Origin of the sequence: Dermatobacter hominis, assembly GCF_020715685.1 — a bacterium.
GTDB classification, from domain to species: Bacteria; Actinomycetota; Acidimicrobiia; order Acidimicrobiales; family Microtrichaceae; genus Dermatobacter; species Dermatobacter hominis.
Window position 1 is genome coordinate 994,089 of sequence record NZ_CP085840.1, and the last position, 20,488, is coordinate 1,014,576.

The following is a 20,488-nucleotide window of genomic DNA, read 5'->3' on the forward strand; positions in this document are numbered from 1 at the left end:
CCCGCCGTCCCCACCCGACCGCCCCCGACCCGACCCGGAGACCCACGTGAGCACCTCTCCCCCGCCCATGGCCTCGTCGGCCGCCGACGACACGATCCCGCCGCCGGCGATGTGGCTGACCGAACGCCACATGCGCCTGCCCGACGGCACCTTCCCGCACCTCGGCACGACCGACGGCGACGTGGCCCCCGTCGCCCTCCTGTCGGGCAGCCCCGACCGCGTCGAGCTCATGGCCTCGATGCTCGACGACGTCCGCCAGGTCGGCGCCCGCCGCGGCTACTCCGTCTACACCGGCACCGGCGCGGGCGGCCCGGTCACGGTCGCCACCAGCGGCGTCGGCGCGCCGTCGCTGTCGATCGCCATGGAGGAGCTCGCCGCGTGCGGCGCCCGTACGTTCGTGCGGGTGGGCAGCTGCGCGTCGATCAGCCCGCTGATGGGCGTGGGCGGCATCGCCATCGCGCACGGGGCGGTGTGCGACGAGGGCACCTCGCGCTACTACGCCCCGTCCGGGTACCCGGCCGTCGCGGCCCCACGGGTGCTCGACGCCCTTCGCCGCGCCGCGGGCGACGAGGCGGTCGACTGCGCCGTCGGCCTGACCCGGACCACCGACAGCTTCTACGAGGGCGAGCGCACCGAGGAGCTCATCGGCAGCTGGTCGGCCCGGCGCGTGCTCGCCTTCGAGATGGAGACCTCGGCCCTGTTCACGATCGCCGGGGTCATGGGGTGGGAGGCCGGCTCGATCATCTGCGCGGGCAGCAACCTGCTGACCGGCGAGGCGACCTACCGGGGCCAGTCGCTCGAGCGGTACCAGCAGGGCCAGGCCGACATGCTGCGCGTCGCGCTGGCCGCCGCCGCCCTCCTGCAGCCCTGAGCCGGGTCGGAGCGCTGCGCCCGCCACGCCCGCCGCGCCGGATGGGAGACTGACGGCCGATGGACACCGCTCCGCCGCCGGGCGGCACGGCCCAGCCCGGGGGCGACGCACCCGTGACCCGGTTCCCCGACCGCACCGCGTGGGACCGCCCGGGGTTCCTGCTGTGGCACGCGACGCTCCGGTGGCAGCGCGAGGTCGCCGAGGCGCTGCGGCCGCTCGAGCTGACCCACGTCCAGTTCGTGCTGCTCGCCGGCACGGCGTGGCTGACCGCCCGCGGCGGGCCGCCCAGCCAGCGGGAGCTCGCTGACCACGCCGGCACCGACGCGATGATGACGTCGCAGGTCGTGCGGGCCCTCGAGCAGCGGGGGCTGATCCGCCGCAGCGACGACCCGAACGACGCCCGCGTCAAGCGGCTCCGCTGCACCACCGCCGGGCGGGAGCTGGCGGCCCGGGCCGTGACCGAGGTGCAGGCCGTCGACGACCGGTTCTTCGGCGCCGACGGCGACCGCCGGGCGACCGTCGACGTGCTGCGCGGCCTCGCCGGCCGCGACGCCGACGGCGCCGTCACCTGATCCGGTGGTCCCGTCAGCCCACGGGCTCGAGCTCGCGGTCCTCGTCGGGGGTGTCGTCGGGCGTGTCGTCCTCGCCGGGGTTCGAGTGCTCGAGCGTCCCCTCGACGTTGACGTGCGGGAGGATCCGGTCGAGCCACTTCGGCAGCCACCAGTTGCGGTCGCCCAGCAGCTCCATCGTGGCGGGCACGAGCAGCATGCGGACCACCGTGGCGTCGAGCAGCACCGCCAGCGCGAGGCCGAAGCCGAACAGCTTGATGGTGCGGACCGACTCGCCGAGGAAGCTGCCGAAGACGAAGACCATGATCGCCGCGGCCGCGGTGATGACCCGCGCCGTGGCGGCGAGGCCGTCGGCGACCGAGGCGTGGGAGTCGCCGGTGCGGACCCACTCCTCGCGGATGCGGGACAGGAGGAACACCTCGTAGTCCATCGACAGGCCGAACACGATCGCGAACAGCATCATCGGCATGAACGGTTCGATGGGCGCCGGCTCGATCCCGAAGAGGTCCTTCGCCCAGCCCCACTGGAACACGGCGACGAGCACGCCGTAGGCGGCGCCGATCGACAGCAGGTTCATGATCACGGCCTTGACCGGGACCAGCAGCGACCGGAACACGACCATCAGGAGGATGAACGACAGCGTCAGCACCGCCCCGAAGAACAGGAAGAGCCGCTCCGACACGAACGCCGTGAAGTCGACCGTGACGGCGACGAAGCCCGACACCAGCACGTCGACGCCGCTCCCGTCCTCGGCCGCCGGGAGCACGTCGTCGCGGAGGTGGTGCACCAGCTCGGTGGTGGCCTCGTCCTGCGGGGCGGTGGTCGGGATCACCCGCCACAGCGCCGCGGTCGGGTCCTGCTCGTCGTTCGGAATCGCCGGTGAGGCGAACGCCACGCCGGGCGTCTCCTGCACCGCGGTCGTGATCGCCTGCAGCGCCTCGGGCGTCGTGCCGTCGGGCAGCGTGGCCACGAGCATGAGCGGGCCGTTGTAGCCGGGGCCGAAGCCCTCCGCGAGCAGGTCGTAGGCCTCCCGCGTGGTGGTGCCGGCCGGGTCGTTGCCCTCGTCGGGGAAGCCCAGCCGCATGGCGAACGTCGGGATCATCAGCACGACCAGGAAGGCGGTCGCGCCGAGCGCCATCGACCAGGGGTGCCGCTGCACGATCCGGCTCCACCGGTAGGACGTGGTGTCCCGGAGCGGCTTGGGCTCGCGGCGCGGCACCTCCCGCTTGAGCGGGCTCCAGAAGAAGCCCAGGACCAGCACGACGATCGCGACGAGGAAGGCGCCCGCGGCCAGCGGCTGGATCTTCAGGCCCAGGCCGAGCAGCGCCAGCGCGATCAGCCCGGCGGCGATCAGGCCCCGCCAGCGCGTCCGGTCGACGCGCTCGCCGGCGAACCCCAGCAGGGCCGGCAGCAGGGTGAGCGAGGCGACCATCGTGACGGCGACGACCGTGGCGGCGCCGATGCCGAGGCCCTGCACGAAGCTCACGCCCATCAGCAGCATGCCGAGGAGCGAGATCACGACGGTCAGGCCGGCGAAGGTCACCGCGCGCCCCGACGTGTCGATGGCGATCGCGACCGACTCCTCGACCGAGTGGCCGAGGTGGAGCTGCTCCCGGTAGCGGGTGACGATGAACAGCGCGTAGTCGATGCCCACACCCAGGCCGATCATCACCCCGAGCGTCGTGGCGAAGTCGGGCATCGTGATGACGTTCGACAGGATCGTCAGCAGGATCGAGCCGACGCCGATGCCGCCGAGGGCGACGCCGATCGGGAGGCCCATCGCCAGGACCGAGCCGAACGCGACGATGAGGATCACGATCGCGAACGCCAGGCCGAGCAGCTCCGACTCGGGCGGCTCGAACTCCGAGAACATCTGGCCGCCGTACTCGATGCGGACGCCGTCGACATCGGGTGCGAGCGCCTGCACCTCCTCCGCGTACTCCTGCGCCGACTCCTGCTCGAGCTCGCCGGGCACCTCGATCTGGGCGAAGGCGATCCGGCCCTCCGCGCCGTCCAGCACCGAGATCTGGCGCTCGCCGCCGGGGGCGAACGGGCTCTGCACCGTCGTGTCCCGGACCTCGGCGACCTGGTCGAGGAACGCGTTCAGCTGGGTCCTCGTGGCGTCGTCGAAGCCGCTCGCCGACTCGAACACGATCGTGCCCGACGTCCCGGCGCCCTCGCCCCCGAAGTCGTCCTCGAGGATGTCCATGCCGTGCTTGGACTCGACGTCGGGGAGGTTGAACTCCGACTTGAACGAGTTGCCCAGCGCACCGCTGAGCGCGCCGCCCACCACGAACACGAGCAGCCAGATGACGAGGACACGTCCCCGTCGGCGGCAGCACCACCCACCGAGTCGACCGAACACAGCGGCATTCCCTTCACGTCCGACGCGCACCGTTCGGTGGGCGTGCGAGGTCGGGCGCAGACCGCCGTCGATCCTTCGCCCCGTCGCTCCCAGTGTGCTCGCGAACGCGAGCAGGTCCCCCCTCCGCCGGACGTGACTTGTGTCGCCCGAACGGCCGCGCGGGCGCTCGCACGACGCCTGATCCCGGCCGCCCGGCCGGGCTCAGACCTCGAGCACGACCGGGACGATCATCGGGCGCCGCCGGGTGCGGTCCGACACGAAGCTGCCGGCCGCCTTGCGCACCAGCTTCTCGAGCCGGGGCCGCTCCGCGTCCTCGGCCAGGCCGCCCTCGACCGCGGTGCGGACCCGGGCGGCGAGGTCGTCGAGCAGCTCGCCCGCCTCGGCCTCGTAGACCCAGCCCCGGGTGGTGATCTGCGGCCCGGAGACGATCGTGCGGCGCTTCCGGTCGACGCAGACGATCGCGGACACGACGCCCTCGTCGGCCAGGATCCGCCGGTCCGACAGCACGCCGGTGCCGACGTCGCCCACCGTGCCGTGCACGTAGACGTACTCGGCGGGCACCCGACCGACCTCGCGGAGCCCGTCGTCGTCGAGCACCAGCCGGTCGCCGTCCTCGGCCACCACGATGTGGTCGTGCGGCGTGCCCATGATCTCGGCCAGGCGGGCGTGGGCGACGAGGTGGTGGTACTCGCCGTGGACCGGCACGAACCAGTCCGGCTTGAGGATCGACTGGTAGAGCTTGAGCTCCTCGGCCTTGGCGTGGCCGGTGGCGTGGACGTCCGAGACGCCGGAGTGGATGACCTCGACGCTCTGGCGGAACAGGTTGTCGATCACCTTGGTGACCGCGTGCTCGTTGCCGGGGATCGGGTGGCTCGACAGGATCACCGTGTCGTCCGGGTGCAGCTTCAGCCAGCGGTTCTCCTGCCCGGCGAGCAGCGTCAGCGCCGACATCGGCTCGCCCTGGGATCCGGTGCACAGCACCAGGACCTTGCCGGGCTCACGGCGGTCGACGTCCTCGACGTCGATCAGCGACGAGTCGGGGATGCGCAGCAGGCCCATCTCCCGGGCCATCGACATGTTGCGCCGCATGGAACGGCCCAGCGGTGCGATCACGCGGCCCGAGTCGACCGCGGCGTCGGCGAGCTGCTGGATCCGGTGGATGTGGCTCGCGAAGCACGCCACGATCAGCCGGCGGCCGCGCTGCTCGTACATCAGCTGGTGCAGGACGCGCCCGACCTCGGTCTCGGAGCGGGAGTGGCCGCGCTGGTCCGCGTTGGTCGAGTCCGCGAGCAGCAGGCGGATGCCCTCGCCGTCGGCCAGCGCGCCGAGTCGCGACAGGTCGGTCAGCCGGCCGTCCACCGGGGTCAGGTCGATCTTGAAGTCGCCGCTGTGGACGATCGTGCCCTGCGGCGTGTGGAACGCGGTCGCCACCGCCTGGGGCACCGAGTGCGTCGTGGGGATGAACTCCACCTCGAACGGACCGATCTCCCACACATCGCCGTCGGCGGCGACGCACAGGTCGGTCTGGCCCATCAGGCCGGACTCCTCGATGCGACCCCGGGCGAGGCCGAGGGTCAGCTCGGTGCCGAACACCGGGAAGCTCGCCTCCCGCAGCAGGTAGGAGAGCCCGCCGACGTGGTCCTCGTGACCGTGGGTGGCGATGCAGCCGACGATGTCGTCGGCGCGCTCGAGCAGCCAGGTGAAGTCGGGCAGCACGAGGTCGACGCCGAGCATGTCGCTGTCGGGGAACATGAGCCCGCAGTCGATGAGCAGGATCTGCCCCTCGAGCTCGAGCGCCGCGCAGTTGCGGCCGATCTCCCCGAGGCCCCCGAGGAACGTGATGTGGACCGGGGCCGCCATCAGGCCAGGCCCTCGAGGACCCGGCGGGCGTGGTCGGCGAGGCCGTCCGGTGGCGGCCCCATCGGTGGACGGCACTCCCCGACCTTGAGCCCGAGCACGCGGAGCATCGTCTTGGTCGGGACCGGGTTCACCGCGTCGGGGCTGCTCTCGTAGTCGTACGAGTCGAGCAGGCCGGCGTTGATGCGACGGGCGGCGGTCACGTCGCCCTTCTCGAAGGCGTCGATCATCTCGCCCATCTGGCGCCCGACCCAGTGCGAGGCGACCGAGATCACGCCGACGGCGCCGACGGCGAGCAGGGGCAGCGTGAAGGCGTCGTCGCCGCTGTAGACCTCGAAGCCCGACGGCGCAGCGGCGATCAGGCGGGCGGTCTTGGGCGGGTCGCCGGCCGCGTCCTTGACGGCGACGATGTTCGGCACGTCATGGGCCAGGCGGAGGAGCGTCTCGGTCTCGATCTTGCGACCGGTCCGGATCGGGATGTCGTAGAGAATGACGGGCAGGTCGGTCGCCGCGGCCACGGCGCGGAAGTGCGCCTCGAGCCCGGCCTGCGACGGACGGTTGTAGTACGGCGTCACCGAGAGGATGGCGTCGACGCCGAGCTCGCTCGCCCGCTTGGTCTGCTCGACCGCCGAGGCCGTCGAGTTCGAGCCCGCGCCGGCGATCACCGGCACCGACACCGCGGCGCGGACCGTGCGGAACAGGACGAGCTCCTCGGACTCGGTCAGCGTGGGGCTCTCGCCCGTGGTGCCGCACAGCACGAGGCCGTCGGAGCCGTTCTCGACCAGCCAGCTGGCCAGCTCGATCGCGGCGTCGAGGTCGAGCTCGCCGCGCTCGTCGAAGGGGGTGGGTGATGACGCGTCCGAAGGTCGCAGTCATGGGGTGTCTCCGTTCGTGGTGGATCCCTCGGAGGACCCGATCGTGGTGGGGGTGTAGGCCGGCACGGGCTCGTGCTCGCGGTCGTGGCCCAGGACGGTGAGCAGGTGCTCGTGCAGCTCGAACCAGATGCCGTGGTACGACGACCCCGACGCTCGGGCGAGCCACTCGGTCCGGCCCGCGACCACGTGGTCGTGGGCCTCCTGCAGCCGGGGGACGTACCCGGCGAAGCGGTCGAGCACGCCGGTCAGCCGGTCGAGCAGCTCGACCGCTGCCGGGTGCAGCTCGATCAGGCGGCGCAGCACCGCAGCGTCCCGCTCGGCATCCGCGTGGTCGTTGGGGACGTGCTCCCCGTCGACGACCACGACCTGCCAGTCGGTGCAGATCGACAGCAGCTCGGCGTTGAGCGGCAGGAAGTCGAGGTACGCGTCGGTCACCGCGTCCCGGGCGCCGGCGGCGTCGACCTCGGCGGCCAGCAGCTCCTGGCCCCGCCGCCTGCCGGCCGCGGTGAGCGTCCAGCCGACGATCCGGCCGTCGCGCCGCTGGACCCAGCGGTGCGACTCGTACTCGGCGAGGGCCGGCGCGACCCGTTCGTCGGGCTCGCCCGCCGCCGCCGCCAGCACGTCGGTCGGGGCGAACGCCCGCACCCGCAGCTGGAGCAGCAGCGTGGCCGCCAGGTCGTCCGACATCGAGGTCAGGCTACTGGAGGCCCCCGACGGGCCCGGGACGACTTCGCGAGGCCGCCGCTCAGGCGGTGCCCCCGCTCCCTGCCGCTCAGGCGGGGCCCCCGCTCCCCGCCGCTCAGGCGGTGCGCTGGTCGGCGTCGGTGAGGGCGAAGCTCTCGTACTCCTCGCCCGTGTCCACCCAGTCCTCGAACTGGATGACGCCGATCTCCTCGAACCGGCGGCGCAGCCAGGCGTCGTTGCGGTCGAGCAGGCCGAGCTTCTTGCAGTTCGGCACGATCTTAGAGAACAGCATCATCTGGAACATCTGGCGGGTGGGCGTCCGCATGACGAGCTCGATGGCCTCCTTGACCGGCACGTCCATGCGCTCCCACACCTCCTGCTGGAGGAAGCGGTCCCGCATGCGCACGGCGGCCTCGAACGCGAACTGCTGGCGCTCGAAGATCTCGGCGTCGGTGAGGCCCTGGTAGTACTCCTGCAGCGACAGCACGCCGAATGCGACGTGGCGGGCCTCGTCGCTCATGACGTAGCGGAGCAGCTGCTTGAGGAGCGGCTCGGTCGACATCTGGTGCATGAAGCCGAAGGCGGCCAGCGCCAGCCCCTCGACCATGACCTGCATGCCCAGGTAGGTCATGTCCCACCGGCTGTCGCTGACGATGTCGTCGAGCAGCATCTTCAGGTGGGCGTTGACCGGGTAGTGCCCGCTCAGCTTGGTGTCGAGGTACTTGGCGAAGACCTCGACGTGTCGGGCCTCGTCCATGACCTGGGTCGAGGCGTAGTACTTGGCGTCGATCCACGGCACCGTCTCGACGATCTTGGCCGTGCAGATGAGCGCACCCTGCTCACCGTGCATGAACTGGCTGAGCGTCCAGTTCTGGCTCTCGATCCCGAGGCGCATCCACTGGTCCTCGGTCCAGTGCTCGAACGGCGTGCCGGTCACGTCGAAGTCGGCCAGGCCCAGGCCCTGGGCGCCGTTCTGCTCGGCGTTGGCGATCACGATCGACTCCTGGTCGACCTCGGTCTCCCACGGCAGGTCGGTCTCCCCGTTCCACATGGAGACCTTGGCCTTCTCGTAGAGCTTGTCGAGCGCGGGCCGGGCGCCCTTCTCGTAGTCCCACGTGAAGATCGCCTCGGAGTTCTGGCGGACGGCCGAGATGACCTCGTCGCGGTCGGTGTTGGTGACGGCCAGGATCGCCTCCAGGTCGTCGACGTCGGCCCGGCCGATCAGCTCCTCGTTGGTGCTCATGTGGGTGCTCCTGTGTCTCGCTCGAGTGGTGGGTCGGCCGCCGGAGGGCGGGCCGGTTCGATCACGCCGCCGGCGCCAGGCCGGGCAGCAGGTAGGTGTCGACCAGGCGGCGGGCCGTGGCCTCGTCGCCGGGGTCGATCTCGTCGGACGGGGTCAGCAGGTACGACACGACGATGCGGGCCGCCCACATCGCGGCGTGGCTTGCCCGCTCGGGCGGCAGGAACCGCAGCAGCGACGGGCCGAAGGCGGCGCCGGCGAGGAGGAACAACGAGTCCAGGCGGTCGAAGGCGAGGAACGACTCGACGGCCTCCCACTCGTGCTCGCGGACGTAGCCGAGCGCCCGGTGGTCGCGCAGGCGGGTGATGGCCACGCTGATCGCCCGGGCCAGGCAGGCGCCCAGGTCGTCGAAGGCGTCGAGCTCGTCGCGCAGGTCGGCCACCAGGCGGGTGACCTCGGTGGCCAGCGCGACCTGGAGGATCGCATCCTTGCCGCCGGGGAAGAGCCGGTACACCGTGGCCCGCGACGTGCCGGCGGTGCGGGCGACGTCCTCGACCGTCGTCTTGGCCATGCCCCAGCGGGCGATGCACTCGAACAGCGCGTCCACGACCCGCTCCTCGGCGCTGCCGGGCTCGACCGCGGTCGCCAGCTCGACGATGCGGGCCCGTTGCAGGGCGACGGCCTCGTCCCGGGTGCCCGCAGCTCCCGCACCAGCGATGCTGGCCGTGCTGCTCGCCCCGGACCCCCCGGTCGCCGACGTCATGGGTGGAACACTAAGACCGGATCTGTCTCATCGCTACGCAACGCGGGAGTGACATCCGTCGCAGCGTGGGTCGCGCCGCCGACCCAGCGCGACCACGGAGCGTGGCGAACGCGCGTCGGGGACGCGTCGGCGGACGCGCGGAGTGGGGCCCGGTCAGCGTCTGGCTGCCGGAGCCGGCTCGCCGACCGCTGCCTCAGCGCGGTCCGGACCCCGCCGGCGGGACGACGATCCCGCCGAGGAACTCGGTCCGCACGAGGTGGCGGGTCTGGTCCCGGTCCGTGAGGTCCCAGCCCGCCGGGCTGCCCATGTAGGAGAGGATCATCCGGGTCAGGTAGTCCGACGCCTCGCGCACGTCGACCCCCGGGCGGAGCCGGCCGGCCGCCGCCTCGGCCTCGAGGAGCTCGGTCAGGTAGTCCCGGATGACCTGGTGGACGATCGTCTCGCTGGGCTGCAGCGCGCTCACCAGCTCGTCGAGCTCCGGTTCGAGCAGGTTGGCCATGATCGTGCTGCGACGGATCAGCTTCGTCCCGATGACCAACCCGGCGACGAGCCGCTCCTCCATCGTCGGGAGGTCGTCGACGGCGAGCGCGAGGCGCCGCCAGAACCGCCCCACCTCCCACGTGGCCGTCTCGGACACGAGCTGGCTGCGGCCGCCGGGGAAGTGGCGGTAGAGCGTGGTGCGCGACAGCTCGGCCTCCGCCGCGACCGCCTCCATCGACACGTTGCGCACGCCGTCGCGCTCCACGCAGCGGATGGCGGCGGCCATGATCCGCTCCCGCACGTCGGCGGCCTGGCCGCCTCCCCCACCCGCCGTGGGCTCGTCAGCCACGGTCGGCGGCGTCGCCGGCGCCGGCGGGGCTCGGCACCGGTTCGGCGTCGTCGTCGGGCGTCTGGTCGCCCCGGGCCCGGTTGCGGGCGACGCGCCGCAGGACGAGCGGGTACCCGACCACCGCGATCGTGGCGAAGATCCACCACTGGATCATGTAGGAGAAGTTGGTCTCCGGCGTCGGGACGTCGATCTTCACCGGCTCCGGCAGACCACCGGTCGAGGCGGGCTGCGGCGGCGCCTGGCCGTCGAGCACGACGTAGACCGGCTCGAAGCCGGCGTCGACCTGCTGGTCGAGCCGCGGGACGTCGACGCGGGCCAACGTGCGCAGCGTGCCCTCCTCGGGGTCGGTCCCGCCGAAGGTGCCCTGCTGCTGGCTCCGCTGCACCAGCCCCGTCACGGTGACCTGGCCCTCGGGCGGCTCGGACCCCGGGAACGGCGGAGCCGGCGGGTCGACGTCGAGCGGGACCCAGCCCCGCACGACGGCCACGGCCGTGCCGTCGCCCTGCACGAGCGGCGTGAGGACCCACGCACCGGGGGCACCGCCCTGGCTGCGGTTGCGGACCAGGACCTCGCCGGCGGCGTCGTAGGTGCCGGTGACCTCGACGCGGCGGAACTCGACGGATTCGGGGACTGCGGCGGGCGGCGTCGTCGGGCTCACCCCGGCGTCGCCGAGGACGTCGTCGAGCGGCACGGGCGTGCTCGCCGCCTGCTCCGCGAGCGCGTCGGACTTCGCCCGCTCGTCGATCCAGCGCTGCCGCTGCCAGAAGCCGAGCCCGATCATCGCCACGACGGCGAGCGCGACGAGCACGTGGCTCACGATCCACGCCGGCCGGCGCAGGAAGTCGTACATCGCTCCGGACGTTACGACCGCCCCGGAGCACCCACCATTCCGGGCCCGGACGTCACCCGGACGCAGCGCCGGGGCACGACGGATCGGCCGGCGCCCGCGCTCAGGAGCCCTCCGCCGTGGGGAGCGTGTGGTGGGCGAACTTGTCGCGCAGGTCCTTCTTCGAGAACTTGCCGACGCTGGTCTTCGGCACCTCGTCGATGAAGACGACGTCGTCGGGCAGCCACCACTTGGCGACCCGGCCGTCGAGGAACTCGACGACCTCGTCCTTGGTGAGGTCCTCGCCCGGCTTGATCACCACGCAGGCGAGCGGGCGCTCCGCCCACTTGGGGTGCGGGAGCCCGATGACGGCGGCCTCGGCGACCTTGGGGTGGGCCATGATCTCGTTCTCGAGCTCGACCGAGCTGATCCACTCGCCGCCCGACTTCACGACGTCCTTCGTGCGGTCGACGATCCGGACGTAGCCCTCGGGGGTGATCACGGCGACGTCGCCCGTCTTGAGCCAGCCGTCCTCGGTGAACGACTCGGGCGAGCGGGGGTCGTCGTAGTAGCCCGCCGCGATCCACGGGCCGGCGGCCTGGAGCTCGCCGCGGCTCACGCCGTCCCACGGCAGGACCTCGCCGGTCGCCTGGTCGGCGATGCGCAGCTCGACGCCGAGCAGCGGCCGCCCCTGCGACGAGCGCACGTCGGCCAGCTCGTCCTCGGGCAGGCCGGTGAGCGCCGAGGTGATCGTCGCCACCGACGCGACCGGGCTCGTCTCGGTCATGCCCCAGGCCTGGAGGATCGGGAGGCCGATCTGCTCCCGGTAGGCCTCGGACAGGGCCCGGGGCACCGCGGAGCCGCCGCACGGGATGGCACGGAGCGACGAGGTGTCGCGGCCGGCGAGCTCGGGCAGCACGCCCATCCAGATCGTCGGCACGCCCGCCGCCAGCGTGACGTGCTCGGACTCGATCATCTCGGCGAGCTTGGCGGGGACCATGTTCGGGCCGGGCAGCACGAGCTTGGCGCCCGAGGCGACGCCTGCGTGGGCGAGGCCCCAGGCGTTGGCGTGGAACATGGGCACGACCGGCAGGACGACGTCGCGCTCGGAGACCCCGATCGAGTCGGCCAGCATCACGCCCATCGTGTGCAGGAACGTCGAGCGGTGGGTGTAGACGACGCCCTTGGGGTTGCCGGTGGTGCCGGACGTGTAGCACATCGACGCGGCCCGCTGCTCGTCGTCGACGGTGAACTCGGCGGGCGTCGCCGCCGCGAGCAGCTCCTCGTAGTCGAGCAGCTCGACGCCGTCGGGGTCGGGGGCCTGGCCGCCGTCCTCCATCACCACCAGGTGGCGCACGGTCTCGAACGTCGGGAGGAGCGGTCCGAGCAGGCCGAGGAGCGACCGGTCGACGAAGATGACCTCGTCCTCGGCGTGGTTGACGATGTAGGTGACCTGCTCGGGGAAGAGCCGGATGTTCAGGGTGTGAAGGACCCGGCCCGAGCACGGGGCGCCGAAGTAGAGCTCGAGGTGCCGGCCCGTGTTCCAGGCGAAGGTGGCGACGCGACCGTCGGCCGAGATGCCGAGGTCGTCGAGCGCCCCCGCCAGGCGCCGCGTCCGGGCCGCCCACTCGGCGTAGGTGCGGCGCTCGGTGCCGTCGGCGGTCGCCGTGACGACCTCCTTGTCGGGCGCCAGCCGTTCGGCGCGCTCGAAGATGTGGTTCAACGTCAGCGGACGGTCCTGCATCGTGCCCTGCACGGTTCCCCCTAGGTCTCGGGCCGGCCGGGTGGGGCCGGGCACTGCCGGTGGGCCGGCGCCTCCCCCGACGTCGCCACCTGTAGGGTCGAGCGTAGGCCGACGGCAGCGAGCACGACGGGCCGGACCGGACGTCGTGCGCGATCGGGGCCGGGACGCCGTCCGGTGCGGCCGGCCCCACGAGATCGCCATGTCCGACGCCGCCCCCGCTCTCCCGCCCGACCACCAGACGCACCCCCGCTGGCTGCTCCCGACGCTGACGGCCGGCATCGTCGTCCTGGTCATCGCGTCCAACGTCGGCAACATGATCTGGGCCAGCTGGGTCGAGGACCGACCGCTCGGGCTGCTCGCGCTGAACTCGTCGAACAAGTACCTGCTGGTGACGTCGGTGAGCCTCGAGTTCGTGCCGATGCTGCTCGTGGCGACGATCCGGCTGCTCGCCCCCGATCCGATCTTCTTCGCGATGGGCTGGCTGTACGGCGACCGGGCGCTGCACTGGGCCCGCCGGACGTTCCCGGGGGGCGCGCAGCTGCTCGACCAGGTGCACGAGGACCCACGCCTGGTGCACCGGGTCCTCAACGTGCTGGTGGTCGTCGCGCCGAACAACCTGGTGTGCCTGGTGGCGGGCGTCGTCCGCTTCCCGATCAAGCGGTTCATCGTGCTCAACGTCGTCGGGACGATCGGGCGGATCCTGCTGATGCGGTGGCTCGGCCTGTTCTTCGAGGACCAGATCGAGGACGTGCTCGACGTCGTCGACCGCTACCAGACCTGGCTGCTCTGGGGTTCGATCGCCGCGGTCGTGGCGTTCGTCGTCTGGCAGGTCCTGTCGGACCGCGGTCTCATCGGCGGCCTCGAGGATCTCGACGACGAGCTCGGCGACGACTGAGGCGCCGTCTCCCGGCACCGCTGCGGGGTGCGCGGCGTCCGAGCGGTCAGGTGCCGAGGTCGAGCAGGGCGTCGAGCCCGACGGTCACGCCGGGCCGCTCCCCCACCCGCTTCACCGCCAGCAGCACGCCGGGCATGAAGCTCGTGCGGTCGATCGAGTCGTGGCGCAGCGACAGCGTCTGCCCGGCGGTGCCGAGCAGCACCTCCTGGTGGGCGACGAGGCCGCGCATGCGCACCGAGTGGATCCGGATGTCGCCGGGGCCGACCCCGCCGCGGGCGCCCTCGGCCACCTCGGCGGTGGTCGGGTCGGGCGTCCACTCCTTGGACGCCGAGGCCATCAGCTGCGCGGTGTGCATCGCCGTGCCCGAGGGCGCGTCGACCTTCTGGTCGTGGTGCAGCTCGATGATCTCGGCAGAGTCGAAGTAGGGCGCGGCGATCGCGGCGAAGTGCATCATCAGCACCGCGCCGATCGCGAAGTTCGGGGCGATCACGCAGTTCGACGTCGTGAAGCGCGACCGGAAGACCTCGAGGTCGTCATCGGTGAACCCGGTCGTCCCCACGACGGCGTGGAGCCCGTGCTCGGCCAGCCAGGTCAGGTTCTCGACCGCCGCCGAGCGCTCGGTGAAGTCGACGACCACCTCGGCCCCGCTGCGCTCGAACGCCACGGGCGACCGCGACATCCGGATCTCGGCGTCGACCCCGGTCACCGTCCGCAGGTCGATGCCCGAGTAGCGGGGGTCGACCGCGGCGACGAGCTCGGTCTCGGGGTCGTCGTGGACCGCCTGGCAGACCGTGGCGCCCATGCGCCCGCCCGCTCCGAACACGCCGACCTTGATCACATCGCCGTCCTGCTCGCTGCCCGGATCACGCCGCCGATCGTAGTGCCGGGCTGATCCCGGCTCAGCCGCCGGGCTGGCCCCGGCTCAGCCGCCGGGCTGGCCCCGGCTCAGCCGCCGGGCTGATCCCGGCTCAGCCGCCGGGCTGGTCGAACAGGTCCTTGCGCGGCTCGTCCAGGTACACCGGCTCGTCGTCCCGGTCGAACGCCCGGATCGCCGTCGGGAGGTTGTCGGTGAAGCCGGCCATCAGCTGGTTGCGGTCCTCGAACTCGATCGCGGCGTCGAGGCTCCCGATCTCGAGCTCGACCCAGAGCGACTGCTTGGTCGCCTCGAGCCCGTGGTGGCTGTAGCGCACCATCGACGCCGCCATGGCCAGCGCCTCGTCGAGCAGGTCATCCTCGGCCACGACGCGCGACACCAGCCCCATCCGCAGCGCCTCGGCCGCGTCGATCCGCCGGCCGGTCAGCATGATGTCGTTCGCGTTGGCGGCGCCGATCAGCCGGGGCAGCAGCCAGCCGGCCCCCATCTCGGCCGAGGTCAGCCCGTTGACGATGCCCGTGGCGTTGAACGTGGCGCCCTCGTCGGCGATGCGCAGGTCCGCGCCCAGGGCGAGGCACATGCCGCCGCCGTAGGCCGGTCCGTTGACCGCGGCGATCACCGGCTGCGGGATCGCCCGGAGCCGGCGGGTCAGCTGCGAGTAGGTCCGCATCGAGCGGCTGGCGATGCGGTGGACCGACAGGCCGTCGATGTTCGGGATGACGCCGTAGTCCTTCAGGTCGAGACCGGAGCAGAAGGCGCGGCCCTCGCCGGTGAGCACCACGACCCGGGCCGCGTTGTCGCGACCGACCTCGGCCAGGCGCTCGTCGAGCTCGACCGCGAGGTCGATCGACAGGGCGTTGAGCCGCTCCGGGCGCCGGAGCCGCACGATCCGCACGTGCTCGTCCACCGCCTCGACCTGCACCATCGACATCTGCGTCCCCCGTCCTCACCGTCAGGTACCGACCGCACCCGGCGGGGCCGTACCGTACCGGTCATGGATCCGCGCCCGGACGGGACGACCAGCGCCCCCGCCTCGTTGCTGCTGCGCGTCTCCGGACCGGACCGACCCGGGATCACCGCCGACCTGATGACGGTGCTCGACCGGGCCGGGGCCGAGGTGCAGGACGTCGAGCAGGTCCTGGTCCGCGGCCACCTGACGTTGGCGGTCGCGCTGGCCGCACCGGCCGACGGCGGCACGGCGCTGCGGGCCGTGCTCGACGACCTGGCCCGCAGTCGCGACGTCCACATCGAGCTGGTCCCCGCCCCTGCGCCGAGGTCCGCGCACGCGACCACCGATGCCGTGACCGTGCTGGGCCACGAGCTGGAGACCCCGCTGTCGCCGGCCGAGATCGGCGCCGTCGCGGGCGGCATCAACGCCGCCGGCGGCAACATCGACCGGATCGTGCGGCTCGCCCGCTACCCGGTCTACGCCTACGAGTTCCGCGTGACCGGCGCGGACCCGACGGCGCTGGCCAAGCACCTCGGCGAGGCTGCGGCCACCCACCGCCTCGACGTCGCGCTCCAGCCCGAGGGGCTCGAGCGCCGGGCCAAGCGCCTCGTGGTGCTCGACGTCGACTCCACGCTCATCCAGGACGAGGTCATCGAGCTCCTGGCCGAGGAGGCCGGCTGCGTCGAGGAGGTCCGCGCCGTCACCGAGCGGGCGATGGCCGGCGAGCTCGACTTCACCACCGCGCTCCGCGAGCGAGTCCGCCGCCTGGAGGGCCTCGACGCCGAGGCGATCGAGCGGGCCCGGGCCCGCATGCGGCTGACGCCCGGGGCCCGGACCTTCGTCCGCACGCTCAAGCGGCTCGGCTACACGGTCGGCATCGTGTCGGGCGGCTTCACCCAGTTCACCGACGGCCTGGCCGCCGAGCTCGGGCTGGACCACGCCCACGCCAACGTGCTCGAGGTCGCCGGCGGCGTGCTGACCGGTGAGGTCCTCGGCGACGTGGTCGACCGTGCCGCCAAGGCCCGGCTGCTCCGCTCGTTCGCCGAGCTGGAGGGCGTGCCGCTCAGCCAGACCGTCGCCGTGGGCGACGGAGCCAACGACCTCGACATGCTGGCCGCAGCCGGGCTCGGCATCGCGTTCAACGCCAAGCCGCTCGTGCAGGAGGCGGCCGACACGACGGTCAACGTGCCCTACCTGGACGCGATCCTCTTCGTGCTCGGCGTCACGCGCGACGAGGTCGAGCGGGCCGACACCGCCGAGGGCTGACCGCCCGCCGTCAGGCTGCCGACGCCCACCGCCGCAGCGCCGGTTCTGTTCCCGGGAGCTGGGGCGAACACCCCGACCGGTGGGAACAGAACGGCGGGGTCGGGTCGGTCCGGCTGCGATCAGCCGGGGCCGACCGTCGACAGCACGCGCTGGCCGCCGAAGACGCGCTCGGCGACCCGTCGCACGTCCTCGTCGGTGACCGCCTCGAGGCGGGCGAGGTGCTCGTCGATCGGGGTGACGCCGCCCCGCATGATCTCGGTCATGCCGAGCCGGGTCATCCGCGACCCGACGTCCTCGTAGCTCATCAGGTAGGCGCCGCGCAGCGAGCCCTTGGCCCGGGCGAGCTCCTCCCGGCTGATGCCGTGGGTGACCACGTCGTCGAGGATCGAGTCGATCACGTCGATCAGCTCGTCGACCTTGCCGGTCGCGGTGGCGCAGTGCACGGTCAGCGCGCCGGTGTCGACGTGGTGCGAGACGCCCGACGAGATCGAGTACGTGAGGCCGCGGTCCTCCCGGACCTCCTGGAACAGGCGGCTCGACGGGCCGGACCCGAAGACGTGGTTGAGCAGCGCCAGGGCGAAGCGGTCCTCGTCGTCGACCGACAGCGCCCGCCACCCCATCGCCAGGTGCATGCTCTCGACCGGTCGGCCCGCGACCGACGAGGGGACGACGAGGTCGCCGGGCGGCGTGCGCTCGGGCGAGCGGCCCGGTGGACGCTCGCCGAAGCGGCGCGCCACCTCCTCGACGAGGACGTCGTGGTCGATGTCGCCCGCCGCGGCCACGACGATGTTGGCCGGCGTGTACCACTCCTCGAAGAACGACGCGACCCGGTCGCGGTCGAGGGCCTCGATCGACTCGGCGGAGCCCAGCACCTCGCGCCCGAGCGGGTGCTCGGGGAACAGGCACTCGAAGAGCTTCACCGAGGCGACGTCGTCGGGGTCGTCGTCGGCGGCGGCGAGCTCCTCGAGGATGACCTCGCGCTCGCCGTCGAACTCGTACGGCCGGAGGGCCGGCCGCTGCACCACGTCGAGCAGCAGGTCGATGCCGAGGTAGGCCTCGGCCGCCGGCACCCGGGCGTAGTAGGCGGTGTGCTCGTTGGCGGTGAAGGCGTTCATGTCGCCGCCCACTGCGTCGATCGCCACCGCGATGGCCTTGGCGTCGCGGTCCGCGGTGCCCTTGAACAGCAGGTGCTCGAGGAAGTGCGACGCGCCCGACAGCTCGTCGGACTCGTCACGACCGCCCACCCCGACCCACACCGAGGCCGCGACGGAGCGCGACGTCGGCAGGCGGTCGGTCACGATCCGCAGGCCGTTCGGCAGGACGGTCCGACGGACGTGCTCGTCGGGCGACGGGATGGAGCTCCCGCCGCCCGACGTCACGTCCGTCGAGGGGTCGATCACCGGCGGCGCTGACCGCCGCGACCGCGGCCGCCGCGACCACCACGGTCGCCACCGCGGCCGCCGCCGCCACCGCCACCACCACCGCCGGAGCGGGTGGCGGCGGGGCCCAGGTCACCGAACTCCTCGCGGAGCTCGGCGTCGAAGGTGTCGCTGAAGTTCAGCTCCTTCAGACCCGAACCGGTCGAGCCGTTGCCCGCGGTGTCGGCGTCGACACCGTCGACGCCGTCAGCTTTTGGGGCGTCACCGCTCCCGGCGAGCTCGCCGATCGGCGAGAGGGAGATCTTGCCGTTCGGGTCGATGTCGTCGACCTTGACGGTGATCGGGTCGCCCAGCGTGAGGACGTCCTCCACCCGGTCGATCCGCTTGCCGCCGCCCAGCTTGGAGATGTGGACGAGGCCGTCGCGGCCCGGGAGGATGTTCACGAACGCACCGAACTTGGTGATGTTCACGACGCGGCCGTCGTAGGTCGCGCCGAGCTCGGCGGTCGGCGGGTCGAGGATCAGCTTGATCTGGCGCTCGGCCTCCGACACCGCGCCGCCGTCGACCGCGGCGATCGACACGATGCCGACCATGCCGTCGTCGTCCACGCTGATGTTGGCGCCGGTCTCGGACTGGATCGAGTTGATGACCTTGCCCTTCGGGCCGATGACCTCACCGATCTTGTCGGCCGGGATCTCGAAGCTGATGATCTTCGGCGCCGTCTCGTTGACCTCGGGACGGGGCTCGGCGATGGCGCCGGCCATGACCTCGAGGATCTGGAGGCGGGCCTCCTTGGCCTGGTCCAGCGCTGCGGACAGCACGTCGGCCGGGATGCCGTCGATCTTGGTGTCGAGCTGGAGGGCGGTCACGGCGTCGGCCGTGCCGGCCACCTTGAAGTCCATGTCGCCGAACGCGTCCTCGGCGCCGAGGATGTCGGTCAGCGTCGCGTACTCGCCATCCGCGTAGACGAGGCCCATGGCGATGCCGGCCACGGGCGCCTTGATCGGCACGCCGGCGTCCATCAGCGACAGGGTCGAGGCGCACACGGAGCCCATCGACGTGGAGCCGTTCGAGGACAGGACCTCGGACACCAGGCGGATGGTGTACGGGAACTCCTCGAGCGAGGGCACGACCGGGAAGACGGCCCGCTCGGCGAGGGCGCCGTGGCCGATCTCGCGGCGCTTCGGGCCCCGCATGAAGCCGGTCTCACCGGTGGAGAACGGCGGGAAGTTGTAGTGGTGCAGGTAGCGCTTCTTGGTGACCGGGTCGATGCCGTCGATCATCTGGTCCATCTTCGCCATGCCGAGCGTGCAGATGTTGAGCACCTGCGTCTCGCCCCGCTGGAACAGGCCCGAGCCGTGCGCCGTGGGCAGCACGCCGACCTCGGCGCTCAGCGGACGGATGTCTCGCAGGCCGCGGCCGTCGATGCGGGCGCCCTCCTTGACGATCCGGGTGCGGACGGTGTTCTTGGACAGCGACCGCACGGCGTTCTTGACCTGCTTGGTGGCCAGCGCCAGGGCGGTCTGCTCGTCGGCGCCGTCGCGGACGGCCTCGCTGACGAGGTCGGGGACGATCCGCTCGAGCAGCTCGCTGCGGAGGGCGTCCTCGGCGGCGCTGCGCTCGGCCTTGTCGGCGATCTGCATGATCTCGCCCATGCGCTCGCCGCCCAGGCTCTTGACCTGCTCGTAGATGGCGTCGGTGTAGTCGACCTGGACGTCGAAGGTCATGGTCGGCTTGGAGCCGGCGGCGGCGACCAGGTCGCGCTGCAGGGCGATCACGGCCTTGATGTACTGCTTGCACTCCTCGAGGGCGGTGGCCAGGGCGGCCTCGTCGACCTTGGGGGCGCCGTCCTCGTAGTACTCGAAGCTCTTCTCGGTGCCGCCGGCCTCGACCATCATCACGGCGACGTCGCCGTCCTCGAGCTCACGGCCGGCGACGACGATCTCGAACGTCGCCTCGTCGCTCTCCTCGTAGGTGGGGTGCGGGATCCACTCGCCCTCGGTGCTGTACGCCAGGCGCACGGCGCCGATCGGGCCCTCGAAGGGCACGTCGGACAGCATCAGCGCGGCCGAGGCGGCGTTGATGGCGAGGACGTCGTAGGGGTTCTCCTGGTCGGCGCCCATGACGGTGCCGACGATGTGGACCTCGTTGCGGAAGCCGTCGGGGAACGACGGGCGCAGCGGGCGGTCGATCAGACGGCAGGTGAGGATCGCGGACTCGGGCGCCCGGCCCTCGCGGCGGAAGAACGAGCCGGGGATCTTGCCGGCGGCGTACATCCGCTCCTCGATGTCGACCGTGAGCGGGAAGAAGTCGATCCCCTCGCGGACGTGCTTGGCGGCGGTCGCGGTGACGAGGATGCGCGTGTTGCCCATCCCGGCCATGACGGCGCCGCCGGCGAGCCCGGCGAGCTTGCCGGTCTCGAGCGTGATGGTCTTGTCGTCGCCGCCGATCGGCGCCGCGACGCGTGTGGGTTCGGCCATGAGGCCCTCCTTCTGCAGCCCG

The 20,488-nt window shown here is 72.3% G+C and carries 17 protein-coding genes; 4 read left to right on the plus strand and 13 right to left on the minus strand.

Annotated elements, in window-relative coordinates; all coding sequences use genetic code 11:
- Positions 1-46 precede the first annotated feature (46 nt).
- Together LH044_RS04660 and LH044_RS04665 are read left to right on the plus strand one after the other, a co-directional pair.
- Positions 47-871 (plus strand): nucleoside phosphorylase, encoded by an 825-nt coding sequence (locus LH044_RS04660; RefSeq protein ID WP_227758636.1) that lies wholly within the window; start codon positions 47-49, stop codon positions 869-871.
- 59 nt (positions 872-930) lie between these two features.
- Complete coding sequence (locus LH044_RS04665; RefSeq protein WP_227758637.1) at positions 931-1,443, plus strand: MarR family winged helix-turn-helix transcriptional regulator; 513 nt, start codon at positions 931-933, stop codon at positions 1,441-1,443.
- 13 nt (positions 1,444-1,456) lie between these two features.
- Here the strand turns inward: LH044_RS04665 and LH044_RS04670 are convergent, their stop codons facing one another.
- From LH044_RS04670 to LH044_RS04710, 9 genes are all read right to left on the minus strand, one after another.
- Complete coding sequence (locus LH044_RS04670; RefSeq protein WP_227758638.1) at positions 1,457-3,805, minus strand: MMPL family transporter; 2,349 nt, start codon at positions 3,803-3,805, stop codon at positions 1,457-1,459.
- A gap of 201 nt (positions 3,806-4,006) precedes the next feature.
- A complete protein-coding gene (locus LH044_RS04675) occupies positions 4,007-5,665 on the minus strand; it encodes a ribonuclease J (RefSeq protein WP_227758639.1) in 1,659 nt (552 codons plus the stop codon).
- A complete protein-coding gene (dapA, locus tag LH044_RS04680) occupies positions 5,665-6,534 on the minus strand; it encodes a 4-hydroxy-tetrahydrodipicolinate synthase (protein WP_227760066.1) in 870 nt (289 codons plus the stop codon). The genes LH044_RS04675 and dapA overlap by 1 nt, the downstream gene beginning before the upstream one ends.
- A complete protein-coding gene (locus LH044_RS04685) occupies positions 6,535-7,224 on the minus strand; it encodes a hypothetical protein (protein ID WP_227758640.1) in 690 nt (229 codons plus the stop codon).
- 112 nt (positions 7,225-7,336) lie between these two features.
- A complete protein-coding gene (locus LH044_RS04690; RefSeq protein WP_227758641.1) occupies positions 7,337-8,464 on the minus strand; it encodes a ferritin-like domain-containing protein in 1,128 nt (375 codons plus the stop codon).
- Between the two features lie 61 nt (positions 8,465-8,525).
- Positions 8,526-9,224, minus strand: a complete 699-nt coding sequence (locus LH044_RS04695; protein WP_227758642.1) for a TetR/AcrR family transcriptional regulator — start codon at positions 9,222-9,224, stop codon at positions 8,526-8,528.
- A gap of 193 nt (positions 9,225-9,417) precedes the next feature.
- Positions 9,418-10,053, minus strand: a complete 636-nt coding sequence (locus LH044_RS04700; protein WP_227758643.1) for a TetR/AcrR family transcriptional regulator — start codon at positions 10,051-10,053, stop codon at positions 9,418-9,420.
- A complete protein-coding gene (locus tag LH044_RS04705) occupies positions 10,046-10,903 on the minus strand; it encodes an SURF1 family protein (RefSeq protein ID WP_227758644.1) in 858 nt (285 codons plus the stop codon). Before LH044_RS04705 ends, LH044_RS04700 begins: the two co-directional genes overlap by 8 nt.
- Positions 10,904-11,003: 100 nt before the next feature.
- Positions 11,004-12,635, minus strand: coding sequence for a long-chain fatty acid--CoA ligase (locus LH044_RS04710; RefSeq protein WP_227758645.1), 1,632 nt, complete (start codon positions 12,633-12,635; stop codon positions 11,004-11,006).
- A 187-nt stretch (positions 12,636-12,822) separates the two neighbouring features.
- Here LH044_RS04710 and LH044_RS04715 point away from each other — a divergent pair, with 187 nt between their 5' ends.
- The gene (locus LH044_RS04715; protein ID WP_227758646.1) at positions 12,823-13,518 is read left to right on the plus strand and encodes a DedA family protein; all 696 of its coding nucleotides are present in this window, start codon (positions 12,823-12,825) and stop codon (positions 13,516-13,518) included.
- Between the two features lie 46 nt (positions 13,519-13,564).
- Here LH044_RS04715 and dapB read toward each other — a convergent pair whose 3' ends face one another.
- Both dapB and LH044_RS04725 read right to left on the minus strand, forming a co-directional pair.
- On the minus strand, positions 13,565-14,356 hold the full coding sequence (dapB, locus tag LH044_RS04720; RefSeq protein WP_227758647.1) for a 4-hydroxy-tetrahydrodipicolinate reductase: 792 nt from the start codon (positions 14,354-14,356) through the stop codon (positions 13,565-13,567).
- A gap of 130 nt (positions 14,357-14,486) precedes the next feature.
- Positions 14,487-15,323, minus strand: coding sequence for an enoyl-CoA hydratase-related protein (locus LH044_RS04725; protein ID WP_227758648.1), 837 nt, complete (start codon positions 15,321-15,323; stop codon positions 14,487-14,489).
- Between the two features lie 63 nt (positions 15,324-15,386).
- On the opposite strand from LH044_RS04725, the gene serB reads away from it, so the two are divergent.
- Positions 15,387-16,607, plus strand: coding sequence for a phosphoserine phosphatase SerB (gene serB, locus LH044_RS04730; RefSeq protein WP_227758649.1), 1,221 nt, complete (start codon positions 15,387-15,389; stop codon positions 16,605-16,607).
- 119 nt (positions 16,608-16,726) lie between these two features.
- On the opposite strand, the gene LH044_RS04735 is transcribed toward serB, so the two are convergent.
- Both LH044_RS04735 and LH044_RS04740 read right to left on the minus strand, forming a co-directional pair.
- Positions 16,727-18,007 (minus strand): M16 family metallopeptidase, encoded by a 1,281-nt coding sequence (locus LH044_RS04735; protein ID WP_227758650.1) that lies wholly within the window; start codon positions 18,005-18,007, stop codon positions 16,727-16,729.
- Complete coding sequence (locus LH044_RS04740) at positions 18,004-20,466, minus strand: polyribonucleotide nucleotidyltransferase (protein ID WP_227758651.1); 2,463 nt, start codon at positions 20,464-20,466, stop codon at positions 18,004-18,006. The genes LH044_RS04735 and LH044_RS04740 overlap by 4 nt, the downstream gene beginning before the upstream one ends.
- Between the last annotated feature and the right edge of the window lie 22 nt (positions 20,467-20,488).